This window comes from Nocardioides sp. Z38_18 (assembly GCF_058215695.1).
Map to the genome: position 1 here is coordinate 1431105 of NZ_JBZAJE010000002.1, position 14753 is coordinate 1445857.

Here is a 14753-nt window from a genome sequence, read left to right on the forward strand (position 1 = left end):
GTTGGACCCTGCACAATGGCCCGATGGGTGACTACGAGCCGTCCGTTGACCGATACGACGGGGATCAGTACCGCTACTGCGGCCGGAGCGGCCTGCAGCTGCCCGCGCTGTCCCTGGGCCTGTGGCAGAACTTCGGCGAGGACCGCCCCGAGGAGACCCAGCGCGCCATCCTGCGGCGCGCCTTCGACCGCGGGGTCACGCACTTCGACCTCGCCAACAACTACGGCCCGCCCTACGGCCGCGCGGAAGAGAACTTCGGGAAGTTCCTGCGCACCGACTTCTTGCACCTGCGCGACGAGCTGGTGGTCTCCACGAAGGCCGGCTACGACATGTGGCCCGGCCCCTACGGGCAGGGCGGCGGGTCGCGCAAGTACATGCTCGCCTCGCTCGACCAGTCCCTGGGACGGCTGGGGCTGGACTACGTGGACATCTTCTACAGCCACCGGTTCGACCCGCACACCCCGGTCGAGGAGACGATGCAGGCCCTCGACACGGCGGTGCGCTCGGGCCGGGCGCTGTACGCCGGCATCTCCTCCTACAGCGCCGCGAGGACCAGGGAGGCCGCCGTGATCGCGCGCGAGCTCGGCACGCCGTTGCTGATCCACCAGCCGTCGTACTCGATGCTGAACCGGTGGATCGAGGAGGACCTGCTCGACGAGCTCGAGGAGCAGGGGATGGGCTGCATCGTGTTCACCGCGCTGGCCCAGGGGCTGCTCACCGACCGCTACCTCGACGGCGTCCCGGCTGACTCGCGGGCGGCCCGCAGCGGCAGCACCATCGCCGAGGACCACCTCGACGAGGCGACGCTGAACCACGTGCGGCAGCTCAACGAGATCGCCGCGGGCCGCGGCCAGAAGCTGGCCCAGCTCGCGTTGCAGTGGGCGCTGCGCGACCCGCGGGTGACCTCGGCGGTGATCGGCGCCTCCTCGGTGGAGCAGCTCGACACCAACCTCGACGCCCTCGAAGGACCGCCGCTGAGCGACGAGGAGCTCGCGGCGATCGACCAGCACGCGGTCGACGCCGGCATCAACCTGTGGGCGAGCTCGACGACGGCCTGATCGCCGGGGTCAGGACTGCATGTCGGCGGCGAGAGCGGCGGCGCCGACGATGCCGGCGCTGTTGCGCAGCGTGGCGGAGATGATCTCGGTGTCGACCTCGATCATCGGGATGAACTCCCGGCCGTGCTTGCTCACCCCGCCACCGACCACGATCAGGTCGGGGGAGAACAGCATCTCCAGAGTGCGGTAGTACGTCGTGAGCCGCCGGGCCCAGTCCGACCAGGACAGGCCCTCCTCCTTGCGCGCTGAGTTGGCCGCCCTGGACTCGGCGTCGTGGCCCTCGATCTCGAGGTGGCCGAGCTCGGAGTTGGGCACGAGCACGCCGTCGTACAGCAGCGCGGAGCCGATGCCGGTGCCGAGCGTGGTGACGATGACCAGGCCGCGCCGGCCGCGGGCGACGCCGTAGCGGGACTCCGCGAGCCCTGCGGCGTCGGCGTCGTTGATCACGTGGACCTCGCGGCCCAGGGTCTCGCTGAGCAGGTCGTCCGCGTCGGTGCCGATCCAGCTCTTGTCGATGTTGGCCGCGGACCCCACCACTCCGCCGCGGCGTACGACGCCCGGGATCGTGACGCCGACCGGGGAGTCGTGCCCGGGGAACTTGTGCAGCAGTTTGGCCATCACCTTGGCCACGGCCTCGGGCGTCGACTTCTCGGGCGTCTCGATGCGCTCGCGCTCGGCCGAGAACTCACCGGTGGCCAGGTCGACCGGCGCGGCCTTGATGCCGCTGCCACCGAAGTCGATGCCGATCGGGTCCGCCATCTGTTCAATCTAGTTGTAGTAGGCGTTCTTCGCTCGTACGGCGTCGCGGTGCAGCGTCCGCAGGGCGGGGACGTCGACCTGCAGGTTGGCGGGGAGCGGTGCGTTGCACGAGGCGCCGCGGCAGCCGAGGTAGCGCTTCCACTCGGCGATCATCATCGCCTTGACCTGCGCGTACGCCGGGTTCCGCTGCAGGCCGTACAGCTCGTTGGGATCCGTGGCGAGGTCGTAGAGCTCCTCCTCGCCGCTGGAGTAGCGGGCGTACTTGTAGCGGGCGGTGCGCACGACGAACTCGCTCAGGTCGGCGGGGAAGCCGGGGCTGCTGCGCCGCATCTCGAACAGCGCCTCGAGCAGCACCGGCCGGCTCCAGGCCCGGTCGGCCCCGGTCATCACCGGCCACAGGCTGAGGCCGTCCATCCGGGGCAGGGGCGTGGCGCCGGCGATCGCGAGGATCGTGGGGGTCAGGTCGTGAGTCATCGCCGGGCTGTAGCGGATGCCCGGCCTGATCCCGGGCCCGGCGGCCACGAGCGGCACCCGGCTGGAGACCTCGTGGTGCACCGTCTTCCCGGGCGGGGCGCGGTGCTCGCCGAGGTAGTAGCCGTTGTCGGAGGTGAACATGAAGACCGTGTTGTTGTACTCGCGCGTCTCGCGCAGTCGCTTGACCAGCTTTCCGAACTGGACGTCCCAGGCGTAGATCGCCTCGGCCCGCTGCCGCTGGACGTCGCGCAACCGGGTCTTCTCGGTCGGGGTGTTCTCCAGCAGCCGGCTGAAGTAGGTGGGCTTGTCCCTCATGTCGGGCTCCGCCGCGCGGCGCAGCGGGACCCCGGGACTGTGGGTGATGACGCGGTCGAACTTCCCCCGGACCCACTTCGGGGTGTACGGCGTGGGGAAGTTCTGCACGATCCCGTTCGCCTTGCGGTAGCTGCGCGGGTCCCGCGGCTCCTTCGGTCCACCGTGGTGCGGTGCGACCGGCGTCAGCCAGAGGAAGAAGGGCTTGGAGCTCTTGTGGTACTTGGTGACCAGCGCCCGGGCCTGCGCGCCGATCACGTTCGAGGAGTACTTCCCGCGGTGCATCACCACGCGACGGTTGATGTTCTGGGTGAAGTTCAGGTAGCGGTAGGTGCCGCCGGAGTAGCGCGAGCCGCGGGGCCACTTCGTCTCCAGGCTGGCCATCCAGTCGGTCCACCCCGCGGGCTTGTAGAGCCGGGAGGGCCCGCCGGTCACCCGCGAGCGCATCTGCCCGTAGCCGTTGAGGTACTTGCCGACCAGAGCGGTGTTGTAGCCGCGTTGCTGCATCGCCGTGGCGAGGGTGCGGCGGTCGTCGACGGCCCCGAAGCCGTACGGCGCGGTCACGGTCAGCACCTTGTGGTTGTGCGCGTACTGGCCGAGCAGGAAGGAGGATCGGGCGGGGCAGCACAGCGGGAGCGGGGAGAAGGAGTTCGCAAAGCTCACGCCACGGCTGATCACGTGCCGGTTGACGTTGGGCGCGAACTGGAGCTCGTCCCAGCGCATGTCGTCCGTCATCACCACCACGACGTTGGGCCGCCCGACCGTCGCCGCTCCGGCGTCCTCCCGGGCGACCTGGGGCAGGGCGGCGAGGGTGCCGAGGACGAGCGCGGTCGCGAGCATCCCGGCATGCGGACGCTTCAGCTGCCAACCCCGTCCGGAACGCCCTGCACGTCGGGAGCCGAGCTCCATGGGTCCTCCTGGCAGACGTGGTCGCAGACCGCCTTAGGCGCAGGTCAGTGCCCTGGACCGGCTGGTGGTCGCGCGCACGCTATCGGACCGCGGGGTCGGTAACCTGCGCTCGTGAGACGTGTCGTGGTCGGCCTGGTGACACTGTTTCTCGTCAACCTCCCGTTCGTGCACCAGACGCTCACGGAGCGGTCGATCTCGCGCTCGGGCCGGGACGTGGAGGCCGACCTCCTCGAGGCGAAGGACCTCGACGGGAGCCGGTTCGTCAGCTACCGGCTGCCGAGGGCGCTGGACCCCGACCGGGTCGCCTACTCGGCCCGGGTCGACGAGACCACCTACGCCCAGTCCCGGGAGACCGACCGGCTGCTGGTGCGGGTGGTGCCCGGCCAGCCGTCGAAGAACCGTCCGGTCGGCGAGGTGCGCAGCTCGGTGTTCGCCGTGGTGGCCCTGGGCTCCGACGCGGTCTTCGCCGTGGGGCTGGTCCTGCTCTGGAGGCGCTGGCGCCGCTGGTCCCGGCACGAGGTGGTCGGGGTCGACGCCGGGCTGGTGAGCCTGTCGGCCAACGGCAGGACGCTGACCGTGTCGGCACCCGAGGCGTGGGCGGGCCGGCTGCGGGTGGGTGAGCGGGTCTCGGGTGCGCTGCACCTCGTCGCCGAGGACGACCTCCTGCCCGGGTTGCCGCTCAGCGGGCTGGAGCGGGTGCACGGATCGACGTACGTCGCCCGCGGACGGGTGCGCGACGCCCGGGCCGGACGGGCGGTGCTGGACCTCGAGGACGGCCTCCGGCTGGCGGTGGACACCGCCGGGCACCGGATCCGTGCCGACATCCGCGACTCCACGCAGGTGCGGGGCACGTTGTGCTTCACCCCGACGATCGCGCGCGGGTGAGCCCGGAACGTCCCCGCTCGACCCGGTGATCACTTTACATTCGGCAAGGTCTTGTCAAGTCGCTTGACATCCCCTACGGTCTTGTCCAAGCGGTTGACACCGATCGCCCAAATGTAAAGCAGACTTGAGGAGGCGCCATGGCGTCCGACACGATCGCGAACTCGACGGTCCCGCAAGGTTCGAGCGCGCAGTGGACCGACAAGAAGCGCTACCTGTGGCTGATCGGTCTGGTGGTGCCCTCCCTGGCGGTGGTCGCCTTCGCCGGCCACGGGCTCACCGGTTGGGACGTGTGGCTGTGGGTCGGCCCCATCCTGATCCTGGGCATCGTGCCGGCCATCGACCTGTTCGCCGGTCTCGACCGCTCCAACCCGCCGGACGACGTGATCGACCGGCTCGAGAACGACAAGTACTACCGGTGGATCACCTACCTCTACCTGCCGATCCAGTACGCCGGGTTCGTGGCGGCCTTCGTGTGGATCGCGAAGCCGGAGTGGATCGGGGTCGAGGAGCTCTCCACCTTCGGCAAGCTCGGGATCGCGGTCTCGATCGGCTGCATCGGCGGCATCGGCATCAACACCGCCCACGAGCTCGGTCACAAGAAGGAGAGCCATGAGCGGTGGCTGTCCAAGATCGCGCTGGCCCAGAGCTTCTACGGCCACTTCTACATCGAGCACAACCGCGGCCACCACGTGCGGGTCGCGACCCCCGAGGACCCGGCCAGCAGCCGGTTCGGCGAGAACTTCTACCAGTTCTGGCCGCGCACGGTCGGGGGTTCGCTGCGCAGCGCCTGGGGTCTGGAGAAGAAGCGCTACGCCCGCAAGAACAAGCACCCGTTCCAGATCGGCAACGACGTGCTCAACGCCTGGCTGATGTCGGCGGTGCTGTTCGGCGTGATGATCGCCGTGCTCGGCATCGGGATCCTGCCCTACCTGATCGTCCAGGCGATCGTCGGCTTCTCGCTGCTCGAGGTCGTGAACTACATGGAGCACTACGGGATGCTGCGCCAGAAGGTCGGCACCCCCGAGCGTCAGCGCTACGAGCGGGTGGACCCCAGCCACAGCTGGAACTCCAACAACATCGCCACCAACGTGCTGCTCTACCACCTGCAGCGCCACAGCGACCACCACGCCAACCCGACCCGGCGCTACCAGGCGCTGCGTGACTTCGAGGAGTCGCCGGTGCTGCCGACCGGGTACGCCGGGATGATCGTGCTGGCCCTGGTGCCCCCGCTCTGGCGACGGGTGATGGACCCCCGCGTCGTGGCTCACTTCGGCGGCGACATCTCCCGCGCCAACATCAGCCCCCGCAAGCGGGACAAGGTGTTCGCGAAGTACGGCGTGGAGGAAGCACGTCGCGCCGAGCAGGAGCGGCTCTACGCCGAGGCGGCAGCGGCTGCTGCGGCGGACGAGGTCCTGGCTGCCCGGTGCCCCGGGTGCGAGTACGTCTACGAGGTCGCACACGGCGACGAGCACGAGGGCTTCGCCGCGGGCACGGCCTGGAAGGACATCCCCGACGACTGGTGCTGCCCCGACTGCGGCGTACGTGAGAAGGTCGACTTCGTCCCGGTTGAGTCGCAGCTGCAGAGCGGACTGCTCTCGTGAGGATCGTGGTCGACCGGGACGCGTGCGAGGGCCTCGGCATGTGCGAGGCGATGGCCCACGAGTTCTTCGAGCTCGACGACGACGACGTGATGACCGTGCTCGAGGAGTCCCCGCCGGAGTCCGAGCGCGCCAAGGTGCACGCCGCCGTGGAGGCGTGCCCCGTGCTGGCCCTGAGACTGGACGGGTAGGCAGCCGCCATGGCGGTGTTGCAGGACCTGCGACCGGCACTGGCCAGGCCACCTACGCTGGTCACCATGAGCCCGCTGACCTCGCCCCCGGTCACCAATCGTGACCGGCTGCTCAGCGCGGCCGCGCGGTTCACCGCCGAGCACGGCTGGGGTGAGCTCACCATGGCCAAGCTGGCCGACCTGGTCGGCGTCAGCCGTCAGACCGTCTACAACGAGCTCGGGGGCAAGCCGCAGCTCGCCGAGGCGATGGTGCTGCGCGAGCTGGAGCTGTTCCTCGAGCTGGTCGACTCCGGGTTCCGCGAGCACCCCGACGACCTGGTCCGCGCGATCGAGGCCGCGGCCTTCCAGGTGCTCGAGCTGGCCAGCACGGACCCGCTGCTCCACGCCATCCTCAGCAGCAGCCAGGGCGCGGACAGTGAGCTGCTCCCGCTGCTGACGACCAACTCCGAGCCGCTCCTCGGCGCGGCCGGCGAGATGATCCGTGCCCACGTGACCAGCTATGACGTGGCGCTCGACGAGCAGCGGCTCGAGGTGCTCATCGAGATGGTGGTGCGCCTGGTGCTCAGCCACGTGATGCAGCCGACGGCGACACCTGCCGAGACGGCCGAGACCATCGCCTGGATCGCCGAGCGGATTCTCTCCGCCTGAGGTTGCCGGGCCGATAGGATCGCGCGTTGTCCGGCGCAGAGGGCCGGTGGGAGCAGGGGTCATGACTGGGTGGTCGAGGTGGGCACGCGCGTGCGCCTGCGGCGTACTGCTGCTCGCGACTGCGTGCGGGAGCCCGTCCGGCAGCGATCCCGACCCGGCGAAGTCCCCGGGCAGGACTGCCGAGTCCGGTGCCGGCACGGATGCTGCGGCGCCGTCGCCCCAGCCGGTGCCCGACGACGTGGTGATCGACGCTCCCGGGAAGCTGAAGGAGCGGCTGCTGTCCTCCGACGTGCTGGTCTTCAGCCAGAAGACCCTCGACAAGGACACCATCGCGCAGGTCAAGACGATCAAGGGCGTCGAGGCGGTGGAGCCGATCTCGATGGGCCAGTTCTACGTGGAGCAGAACCAGGTCACCTACGCGGCGGTGGACCCGGGCACGTTCCGGCGGTTCGCGGCGCCGCTCACCGCCCAGAACCAGGAGGTGTGGGACCGCGTGGCCGGCGGTGAGATCGCCGTGGAGCCGGAGCTCGGGAAGCTGCTGGGCCAGAAGGACGGCTACATGCGGGTCAGCAACGAGGCCGCCGCGGAGACGGTGCACATCGGTGCGTACGCGAAGGTGCTGCACAGCCTGGGGAGCTCCCGCATCGACGCCGTGCTGAACCACCGGTGGGCCGAGAAGTTGAACATGACCAAGGACAACTCGATGATCGTCGCGCTCGGTTCGGCCTCCCCGGCCAGCGTGCTCAAGGAGCTGAAGAAGTACGCCGGGCAAGACGCCCAGATCGAGATCCTGGCGCAGAACCCCGACCTCAGCGCCGTCCGGACGGCCGTCCTCACCGGAGGCTCGGTGGCCGAGGCGGTGGGCTCCTTCAGCTATCGGGCGAACCCCGACGGCACCGTCGTACCTGAGGCCGCCTGGGTGAACGCCAACATCCGCACCGAGATGATGCCGATCATCGGCAAGGTCACCGGCCACCGGGTGATGCTGCCCCAGCTGCGCGGGGCGCTCAACGAGATCGTGGCCCTCAAGCGCGCCGACAAGATCAAGACCTACGACGGCTGCTACGTCCCGCGGTTCATCGCCAAGAACCCGGCCAGGGGCCTGAGCTTCCACACCTACGGCACCGCGATCGACCTGAACGCCTCCACGAACTACCGCGGCATCCCCGGAGACATCGACCGCGGCGTGGTCGCCATCTTCAAGCGCTGGGGCTTCGCCTGGGGCGGCGACTGGAACTACACCGACCCGATGCACTTCGAGCTCGCCGAGCTGAAGCGCTGACCGGGGCTCGGTTCGGTTGGTCGGTTGGTTGGTTTCCCAGGTTACGAACCCGAACTGCCTCTTCACACACCTCACACCGTGTGTGAAGAGGCAACATGGGTTCATAACCTGGGAAACTGCCGACCCACTAGCCTGCCTGCATGCGAGCAGTCCAGGTAACCCGTACAGATGGCCCCTCCGCGATCACGATCGAGGAGATCGACGAACCCACTGCCGAGGGACCGTTCGGTCCGCAGGTGCTCGTCGAGGTGCACGCGGTCGGGATCTCGTTCCCCGACCTGCTGCTGAGCAAGGGGGAGTACCAGCTCAAGCCGGAGCTGCCGTTCACGATCGGGGTCGACTTCGCGGGCGTCGTACGGTCCGCGCCGGAGGGTTCCGGGTTCGCCGAGGGTGACCGGGTCGCGGCCGTGCTCGGCAACGGCGGGGCCGCCGAGGTGGTCGGGCTCGGTGCGGACAGCGTGTTCCCGCTGCCGGACTCGCTGAGCTTCGCCCAGGGCGCCGCGATCCCGATGAACTACCTCACCGCGCAGTTCGCGCTCGCCGAGCGCGGTCACCTCAAGAAGGGCGAGACCGTGCTGGTGCACGGCGCCGCCGGCGGGGTCGGCACCGCGACCATCCAGGTCGCCAAGGGGTACGGCGCACGCACGATCGGCGTCGTCTCCACCGAGGAGAAGGCCGAGATCGCCAAGCAGGCCGGGGCCGACGAGGTCGTCCTGGTCGACGGGTTCCGTGACTCCGTGAAGCAGCTGACCGACGGTGCAGGTGTCGACGTGGTGATGGACGTCGTCGGCGGCGACCTGTTCACCGACTCGCTGCGCTCCCTGGCCCCGCAGGGCCGACTGCTCGTCGTCGGGTTCGCCGGCGGTGGCATCCCGGTCGTCAAGGCCAACCGGCTGCTGCTCAACAACGTCGACGTCCGCGGGGTCGGCTGGGGCGCCTACGCGATGGCCCGCCCCGGCTTCATGCGCGAGCAGTGGGCCGAGCTGGTGCCGATGATCGAGTCCGGCGTGATCGACCCGCCGATCGGGCGGACCTACCCCGTCGAGGAGTTCGGGGCCGCGCTGCAGGACATGGAGGACCGCAAGACGCTGGGCAAGTCGGTCGTCACCTTCAAGTGATCGAGGTCGTGTTGGGCCGTCGCTGATCGGGGTATGGGACAGCCCGTGAGCAACGAATCCGAGAAGTCCGCGGTCATCTTCGACATCGACGGCACCCTCGTCGACTCGACCTACCACCACGCCATCGCCTGGCAGCGCGCCTTCGACCGCAACGAGATCATCCTGCCGCTGTGGCGGATCCACCGGACCATCGGGATGGGCGGGGACAAGCTCGTCGCCGACGTGGCCGGCCAGGACGTGGAGGACCGCCTCGGTGACACGCTGCGCGACGCCTGGAAGGACGAGTACCTCAAGATCAAGGCCGAGGTCTTCCCGCTCCCCGGCTCCGCCGACCTCGTCAAGAAGCTGGTCGCCGATGGCCACCTGGTCGCCCTGGCCTCCTCCGGCGACCCGGCGTTCGCCGAGGAGGCGCTCGACGACCTCGACATCCGCGACGACGTCACGGTGCTCAAGACCTCCGGTGACGTGGACGCCTCCAAGCCCGAGCCGGACCTGATCGAGGTCACCCTCGAGGCGCTCGGCACCCGCCGGGCGGTGATGATCGGGGACACGCCGTACGACGTGGAGTCCTCCGAGCGCGCCGGGTTGAAGTGCATCGGCCTGCGCTCGGGTGGCTACAGCGAGGCCGAGCTCGTCGAGGCCGGCGCGGTGCTGGTGGTCGACGCGCCCGAGGACCTGCTGGAGCTCGACTGGGAGCAGTACCTCACCGAGTCCTGAGGCGTTCGGATGCATCGCTCGGTGCTCGGGCGGGTACTCGTCCGGCCATGACGAACTTCGGCTACACCCTGATGACCGAGCAGGCCGGCCCGCGCGAGCTGGTGGACCACGCCGTCCGCGCCGAGGGGGCGGGCTTCGACTTCGAGGTGATGAGCGACCACTACTTCCCGTGGCTCTCGGCCCAGGGGCACGCGCCGTACGCCTGGTCGGTGCTCGGCGCCGTGGCCCACGCCACCGAGCGGGTGGGGCTGATGACCTACGTGACCTGCCCGACCGTGCGCTACCACCCGGCGATCGTGGCCCAGAAGGCCGCGACGGTGCAGCTGCTGGCGCAGGGGCGGTTCACCCTGGGACTGGGCAGCGGGGAGAACCTCAACGAGCACGTCGTCGGCCAGGGGTGGCCCGCGGTCCAGGACCGGCAGGCGATGTTGCGCGAGGCGCTGGAGATCATCCGCGAGCTGCACACCGGGGAGCTGATCGACTACCGCGGCGAGTACTTCCAGGTCGATTCCGCGCGCGTCTGGGACCTCCCCGACGAGGGCGTGGAGCTCGCCGTCGCGGTAGGCGGTGAGCGCGCGGTCAATGAGCTCGCGCCTCTGGCCGACCACCTGATCGCCACCGAGCCGAACGCAGACCTGATCTCGGACTGGAACGCGACCGAGGGGGCCCCGAAGATCGGGGAGCGCGCCCGGGCCGTGGGCCAGATCCCGATCTGCTGGGACCCCGACAAGGACACGGCCGTGGAGCGCGCGCACGACCAGTTCCGCTGGTTCGCCGGTGGCTGGAGCGTGAACGCGGACCTGCCCACCACGGCGGGGTTCGCCGGAGCCACGCAGTACGTCCGCCCCGAGGACGTCGCCGAGTCGATCCCGTGCGGTCCCGACCTCGACGCGATCGTGGAGAGCGTCCGGCCGTTCTGGGAGGCCGGGCACACCGATGTCGCACTGGTGCAGATCGGCGGCGAGACCCAGGAGCAGTTCCTCGCCGAGGTCGCCGGACCCCTGCTGGAGAAGCTGCGCTCCGCGTCGTCGTGACGCTGCCCTGACGACCTGACGCGGCGCGCTCCGCGCAGGCCCTCAGCCGGCGTCGCCGTGCACGCGGACGCCGTCCACCCAGGTGGAGACCACCTGCGTGGCGCCGATCCCGGCGGGGTCCCCGGTGAACGGGTCCCGGTCGAGCACGACCAGGTCGGCGACCTGACCCACTGCGATCGTGCCGGCGTCGTCGCGGTGGTTCACCCAGGCCGAGCCGCTGGTGTACGCCGCGAAGGCCGTCTGCAGGTCGAGCGCCTGCTCGGGCAGGAACGGCTCGGTGCCCGAGGGACGCGCCTCGCCGTGGGCCCAGCGGTTCACGGCGACGTGGATCGCCTCGAGCGGGTTCGGGGTGCTCACCGGCCAGTCGCTGCCGGCGACCAGCCGGGCACCGGTGCGGTGCAGGCCACCGAACGGGTACTGCCAGGTGGCCCGCTCCGCGCCCAGGAAGGGCAGCGTCAGGTCGGCCATCTGCTCGTCCAGGCAGGCCCACAGCGCCTGCAGGTTCGCGGCCACCCCGAGCTCGGCGAAGCGGCGTACGTCGTCGGGGTGCACCAGCTGCAGGTGCGCGATGTGGTGCCGGTTGTCGCGTCCGCTGCCCGTGACCGCGGCGAACGCGTCCAGGGCCTCACGGACCCCGCGGTCGCCGATCCCGTGCACGTGCACCTGGAAGTCGCTGGCGTCCAGCAGGGCGACGTACCGCTTCAGTGCCTCCGGGTCGACGAAGGAATGCCCGGTGTTGGCCGTCGCGTGGCCGCAGCGGTCCAGGTAGGGCGCGGTCAGCGCCGCCGTCCCGTTCTCCGCGACGCCGTCCTGCATCACCTTGATGCTGGTGGCGCGGAACCGGCCGTGGGTGTACTCCGCACGGCGAGCGATCAGTGAGTCGATCTGCTCCTCGCCGCGTTCGCGGTCCCACCACAGCGCCCCGACGACGTGGGCGGTGAGGTCGCCGCGCCGGGCTGCGCCGAGGTACGTCGGTCCCGGGTCGTCCATCCCCGCGTAGGCGCCGACGATCGCGTCCTGCCAGCCGGTGACCCCCAGCGAGTGCAGGTAGGCCTGGCCCGTCGTCAGCGCGCGGTAGTAGTCCTCGGCCGTGGTCTGCGGGGTGTGCCGAGCCACGGCCGCCATCGCCCCCTCGTGGAGCGTGCCGGTCGGCCGGCCGTCGGGGTCGCGCTCGAAGCGGCCGTGCGGCGGGTCGGGAGTCTCGCGGGTGATCCCGGCGAGCTCGAGCGCGCGGGTGTTCACCCAGGCGCCGTGGTGGTCCCGGTTGGGCAGGAACACCGGCCGGTCGCTCACGACGGCGTCCAGGTCCTCCGCTCGTGGCGTGCCGCCGGGGAAGGCGGCCATCGCCCAGCCACCGCCGAGGATCCAGCCGGCGTCGGGGTGGGTCTCGGCGTACTCCTTGATCGTGGCGAGGTAGTCCTCCCGGGTGGTCCCTGCGGTCAGGTCGCACCGGTTCCGCTCGAGCCCGCCCTGCACCGCGTGCACGTGGGCGTCCACGAAGCCGGGGCTCAGCAGGCCGCCGTCGAGGTCGACCACCTCGGTGCCGGGCGGGAGATCCACCGGGCCGTTGGCCGGGTCCTTCTCCGGGCCGACCGCGGTGATCCGGCCGTCCTCGACCAGCACGGTACCGACCGCCCCGCGGTAGTGGTGCCCGTCGAAGACGGTGCCGTTGCGGAACGCGGTGGTGGTCATGCGCAGCATTGTGCTCCGCGGCGGCTGGTCTCGCGCGCCGTTCCCGCGCGCCCCGGCAGGCGCCGCCGTGAGCCCCCACCGGGAGGGGTGATGGGGTGGGCCCGTGCACACACCTTCACGCGCGGGCGTCATCTGGGACATGGACGGGACCCTGGTGGAGTCGGCCGCAGTGGTCCCGGACGCGATCATCGAGACGGTCCGCAGGCTCGGCGGCCAGCCGCGCGACCGGGAGAGCGTGGTCGCGCTCTACCACCTGGGGCCCCCGCACCTGATCATCGGGCGGATGCTGGAGCGCGAGGGCGTGCCGGCGGACGCCGACGAGTTCCACTCGGTCCTGGCGGAGAACGCGTCGGGAGTGATGGTCCACGACGGGATCCCGGAGGCGCTCTCGCAGCTGCGCGAGCGCGGCGTACCCCTGGCGGTGTTCACCGGGAACAGCGCCCGCGCCGCCGCGATCCTGCTGGGAGCGGTGGAGCTGCGCGACTACTTCGACGTGGTCATCGGCGGCGACGAGGTCCCGCGCCCGAAGCCGGCTCCGGACGGGGTGATCGCCGCCGCCGCGGCACTCGGGGTGGAGGTGGCCCGCTGCCTCTACGTCGGCGACTCACCGCTCGACGTGGGCGCCGCCCAGGCTGCCGGGGCCGTACCCGTCGCCGCCGGCTGGGGCCACCTCTACGACCCCACCCTCGACGCCCCCACGGCTACCACCCCGGCCGACGTGCTCGCCTTCCTGGACGGGCACCCCGGCCGCTAGGGCTGCTCAGGCTGCGGAGCCCAGGCGCAGCGTCACCGAGCGGGCACCGCGCCGGGCGGCCTCGTGCGACTCGGCGAGCTGAGCGCGAGCCAGGTCGCGCAGCTCGGCCATCGCCGGGGTGACCTCGGCCAGGGTCAGCTCGGTCTCGATCACGTCGAGGTCCAGGCCCCACACGTCGGCGAGCACGCGGCGCATCCATCCGGTGGCGTGGTCCCAGCCGGCGCGGGGGGTGCCCTCGCCGTACCCGCCGCCGCGCGCGGTCACCAGGAAGGCCGGCCGACCGGCGAGCGTGGTGGTGCCGGGGCCGAAGCGGGGGTCGGTGGCGACGAGGTCCCACCAGGTCTTGAAGTGCTGGGAGACCCCGAAGTTGTACATCGGGACCGCGAAGATCAGCGCGTCCGCCTGCTCGATCTCGTCGGCGAGCTGGGCGCTGGCCGCCAGCGCGGTGCGCTGCGCCTCGGTGCGCGACTCCTCCGGGGTGTAGCCGGCGAAGGCCGCCGTCTGCCACAGGGAGCCGTCCAGGGGAGTGGTGCCGACGTCGCGCCGGATGACCCCGGCGCCGCCGAGCTCGTCCACGACGGTTTGCTCGAGGGTGTCGGCGACCGCGCGGGTCACCGAGCCGTCCTGACGGATGCTGGCGTCCAGCCTGAAGATCGTGCTCATGGGGGGCTCCTCGTGGTGCTCGTACGGCGGTGGGCGGTCGTTTCTTCCGACCTGCTCTGACTTCTATAGTATTACACACGGATCATCTAACTTCCCGATCATCTGTTTCTGTGATGCTCGCCACCACTGAACACTTACGGCTACACTCGCGGCATGGCCGAGGACACCCGGGAGCAGAAGAAGACGCAGGCAGACGCCCTGCCCGTCGACTTCGGCCGTGCCCTGGGCGCGGTGTGGCGCACCTACCTGCGCAACGCCGGCACCGTGGTCGACGACCTGCCCGGCGGCCCCCGGGGCTACCAGGTGCTCTCGATCGCGGCGACGACCGCCTGCACGAACCAGGCCCGGATCGCCGAGCAGCTCGGCCTCGACCGGACCGTGATGACCTACCTGATCGACGACCTCGAGAAGGCCGGACTGGTGACCCGTCGACCCGACCCGGCGGATCGCCGCGCCCGTCAGGTGGTGCTCACCGACCAGGGGGAGAAGACCCTGGCCGCCGCCTCCGGCCGGATCGACCACATCGAGCGCTCCCTCCTCGGTGGCCTCGGTGACGAGGACGCTGCCCTGTTCCGCGACCTGCTGATCCGGGTGGCCTCCGCCGGCCCGGTGGACGTCGACGTCGACCCCTGCGGCGACCCGCCGGCCATCTGCTGACC

The 14753-nt window shown here is 70.6% G+C and carries 15 protein-coding genes; 11 read left to right on the forward strand and 4 right to left on the reverse strand.

Annotated elements, in window-relative coordinates:
• The first annotated feature begins 23 nt into the window (after positions 1-23).
• Entirely contained in the window at positions 24-1058 is a 1035-nt protein-coding gene (gene mgrA / locus AC4BGC_RS18010; protein ID WP_490556994.1) for an L-glyceraldehyde 3-phosphate reductase, read from the forward strand.
• A 9-nt stretch (positions 1059-1067) separates the two neighbouring features.
• Here mgrA and ppgK read toward each other — a convergent pair whose 3' ends face one another.
• Both ppgK and AC4BGC_RS18020 read right to left on the reverse strand, forming a co-directional pair.
• On the reverse strand, positions 1068-1817 hold the full coding sequence (ppgK, locus tag AC4BGC_RS18015) for a polyphosphate--glucose phosphotransferase (RefSeq protein ID WP_490556995.1): 750 nt from the start codon (positions 1815-1817) through the stop codon (positions 1068-1070).
• 9 nt (positions 1818-1826) lie between these two features.
• Positions 1827-3512, reverse strand: coding sequence for a sulfatase family protein (locus tag AC4BGC_RS18020; protein WP_490556996.1), 1686 nt, complete (start codon positions 3510-3512; stop codon positions 1827-1829).
• 111 nt (positions 3513-3623) lie between these two features.
• Here AC4BGC_RS18020 and AC4BGC_RS18025 point away from each other — a divergent pair, with 111 nt between their 5' ends.
• The 8 genes from AC4BGC_RS18025 to AC4BGC_RS18060 all read left to right on the forward strand — a co-directional run bounded on the left by AC4BGC_RS18025 (position 3624) and on the right by AC4BGC_RS18060 (position 10985).
• Positions 3624-4397 carry a hypothetical protein gene (locus AC4BGC_RS18025; protein ID WP_490547035.1) on the forward strand — a complete coding sequence of 258 codons (774 nt, stop codon included), beginning with the start codon at positions 3624-3626 and terminating at the stop codon, positions 4395-4397.
• A 137-nt stretch (positions 4398-4534) separates the two neighbouring features.
• Complete coding sequence (locus AC4BGC_RS18030) at positions 4535-5998, forward strand: fatty acid desaturase (protein WP_490556997.1); 1464 nt, start codon at positions 4535-4537, stop codon at positions 5996-5998.
• Positions 5995-6186, forward strand: a complete 192-nt coding sequence (locus tag AC4BGC_RS18035; RefSeq protein WP_490547033.1) for a ferredoxin — start codon at positions 5995-5997, stop codon at positions 6184-6186. Before AC4BGC_RS18030 ends, AC4BGC_RS18035 begins: the two co-directional genes overlap by 4 nt.
• 66 nt (positions 6187-6252) lie before the next feature.
• On the forward strand, positions 6253-6834 hold the full coding sequence (locus AC4BGC_RS18040) for a TetR/AcrR family transcriptional regulator (RefSeq protein WP_490556998.1): 582 nt from the start codon (positions 6253-6255) through the stop codon (positions 6832-6834).
• A 61-nt stretch (positions 6835-6895) separates the two neighbouring features.
• A complete protein-coding gene (locus AC4BGC_RS18045; protein ID WP_490556999.1) occupies positions 6896-8116 on the forward strand; it encodes a M15 family metallopeptidase in 1221 nt (406 codons plus the stop codon).
• A 140-nt stretch (positions 8117-8256) separates the two neighbouring features.
• Positions 8257-9234 carry an NADPH:quinone oxidoreductase family protein gene (locus AC4BGC_RS18050; RefSeq protein ID WP_490557000.1) on the forward strand — a complete coding sequence of 326 codons (978 nt, stop codon included), beginning with the start codon at positions 8257-8259 and terminating at the stop codon, positions 9232-9234.
• A gap of 45 nt (positions 9235-9279) precedes the next feature.
• Positions 9280-9951 (forward strand): HAD family hydrolase, encoded by a 672-nt coding sequence (locus tag AC4BGC_RS18055; protein ID WP_490557001.1) that lies wholly within the window; start codon positions 9280-9282, stop codon positions 9949-9951.
• A 47-nt stretch (positions 9952-9998) separates the two neighbouring features.
• Complete coding sequence (locus AC4BGC_RS18060) at positions 9999-10985, forward strand: LLM class F420-dependent oxidoreductase (protein ID WP_490547024.1); 987 nt, start codon at positions 9999-10001, stop codon at positions 10983-10985.
• A gap of 42 nt (positions 10986-11027) precedes the next feature.
• Here AC4BGC_RS18060 and AC4BGC_RS18065 read toward each other — a convergent pair whose 3' ends face one another.
• A complete protein-coding gene (locus AC4BGC_RS18065) occupies positions 11028-12677 on the reverse strand; it encodes an amidohydrolase (RefSeq protein ID WP_490557002.1) in 1650 nt (549 codons plus the stop codon).
• A gap of 103 nt (positions 12678-12780) precedes the next feature.
• Here AC4BGC_RS18065 and AC4BGC_RS18070 point away from each other — a divergent pair, with 103 nt between their 5' ends.
• Positions 12781-13431: an HAD family hydrolase gene (locus AC4BGC_RS18070; RefSeq protein WP_490557003.1), complete on the forward strand. Its 651-nt coding sequence runs from the start codon at positions 12781-12783 to the stop codon at positions 13429-13431.
• Positions 13432-13437: 6 nt separating this feature from the next.
• Here the strand turns inward: AC4BGC_RS18070 and AC4BGC_RS18075 are convergent, their stop codons facing one another.
• The gene (locus AC4BGC_RS18075; RefSeq protein WP_490557004.1) at positions 13438-14094 is read right to left on the reverse strand and encodes an FMN-dependent NADH-azoreductase; all 657 of its coding nucleotides are present in this window, start codon (positions 14092-14094) and stop codon (positions 13438-13440) included.
• 153 nt (positions 14095-14247) lie between these two features.
• Between AC4BGC_RS18075 and AC4BGC_RS18080 the strand changes: the two genes are divergently transcribed.
• The gene (locus tag AC4BGC_RS18080) at positions 14248-14751 is read left to right on the forward strand and encodes a MarR family winged helix-turn-helix transcriptional regulator (RefSeq protein WP_490547020.1); all 504 of its coding nucleotides are present in this window, start codon (positions 14248-14250) and stop codon (positions 14749-14751) included.
• Positions 14752-14753 lie beyond the last annotated feature (2 nt).

Coding starts and splice junctions, on each gene's coding strand:
- mgrA (WP_490556994.1), top strand. CDS start 24: ATGGGTGACTACGAGCCGTCCGTTGACCGATACGACGGGGATCAGTAC.
- AC4BGC_RS18020 (WP_490556996.1), bottom strand. CDS start 3,512: ATGGAGCTCGGCTCCCGACGTGCAGGGCGTTCCGGACGGGGTTGGCAG.
- AC4BGC_RS18060 (WP_490547024.1), top strand. CDS start 9,999: ATGACGAACTTCGGCTACACCCTGATGACCGAGCAGGCCGGCCCGCGC.
- AC4BGC_RS18065 (WP_490557002.1), bottom strand. CDS start 12,677: ATGACCACCACCGCGTTCCGCAACGGCACCGTCTTCGACGGGCACCAC.
- AC4BGC_RS18030 (WP_490556997.1), top strand. CDS start 4,535: ATGGCGTCCGACACGATCGCGAACTCGACGGTCCCGCAAGGTTCGAGC.
- AC4BGC_RS18080 (WP_490547020.1), top strand. CDS start 14,248: ATGGCCGAGGACACCCGGGAGCAGAAGAAGACGCAGGCAGACGCCCTG.
- AC4BGC_RS18040 (WP_490556998.1), top strand. CDS start 6,253: ATGAGCCCGCTGACCTCGCCCCCGGTCACCAATCGTGACCGGCTGCTC.
- ppgK (WP_490556995.1), bottom strand. CDS start 1,817: ATGGCGGACCCGATCGGCATCGACTTCGGTGGCAGCGGCATCAAGGCC.
- AC4BGC_RS18075 (WP_490557004.1), bottom strand. CDS start 14,094: ATGAGCACGATCTTCAGGCTGGACGCCAGCATCCGTCAGGACGGCTCG.
- AC4BGC_RS18050 (WP_490557000.1), top strand. CDS start 8,257: ATGCGAGCAGTCCAGGTAACCCGTACAGATGGCCCCTCCGCGATCACG.
- AC4BGC_RS18045 (WP_490556999.1), top strand. CDS start 6,896: ATGACTGGGTGGTCGAGGTGGGCACGCGCGTGCGCCTGCGGCGTACTG.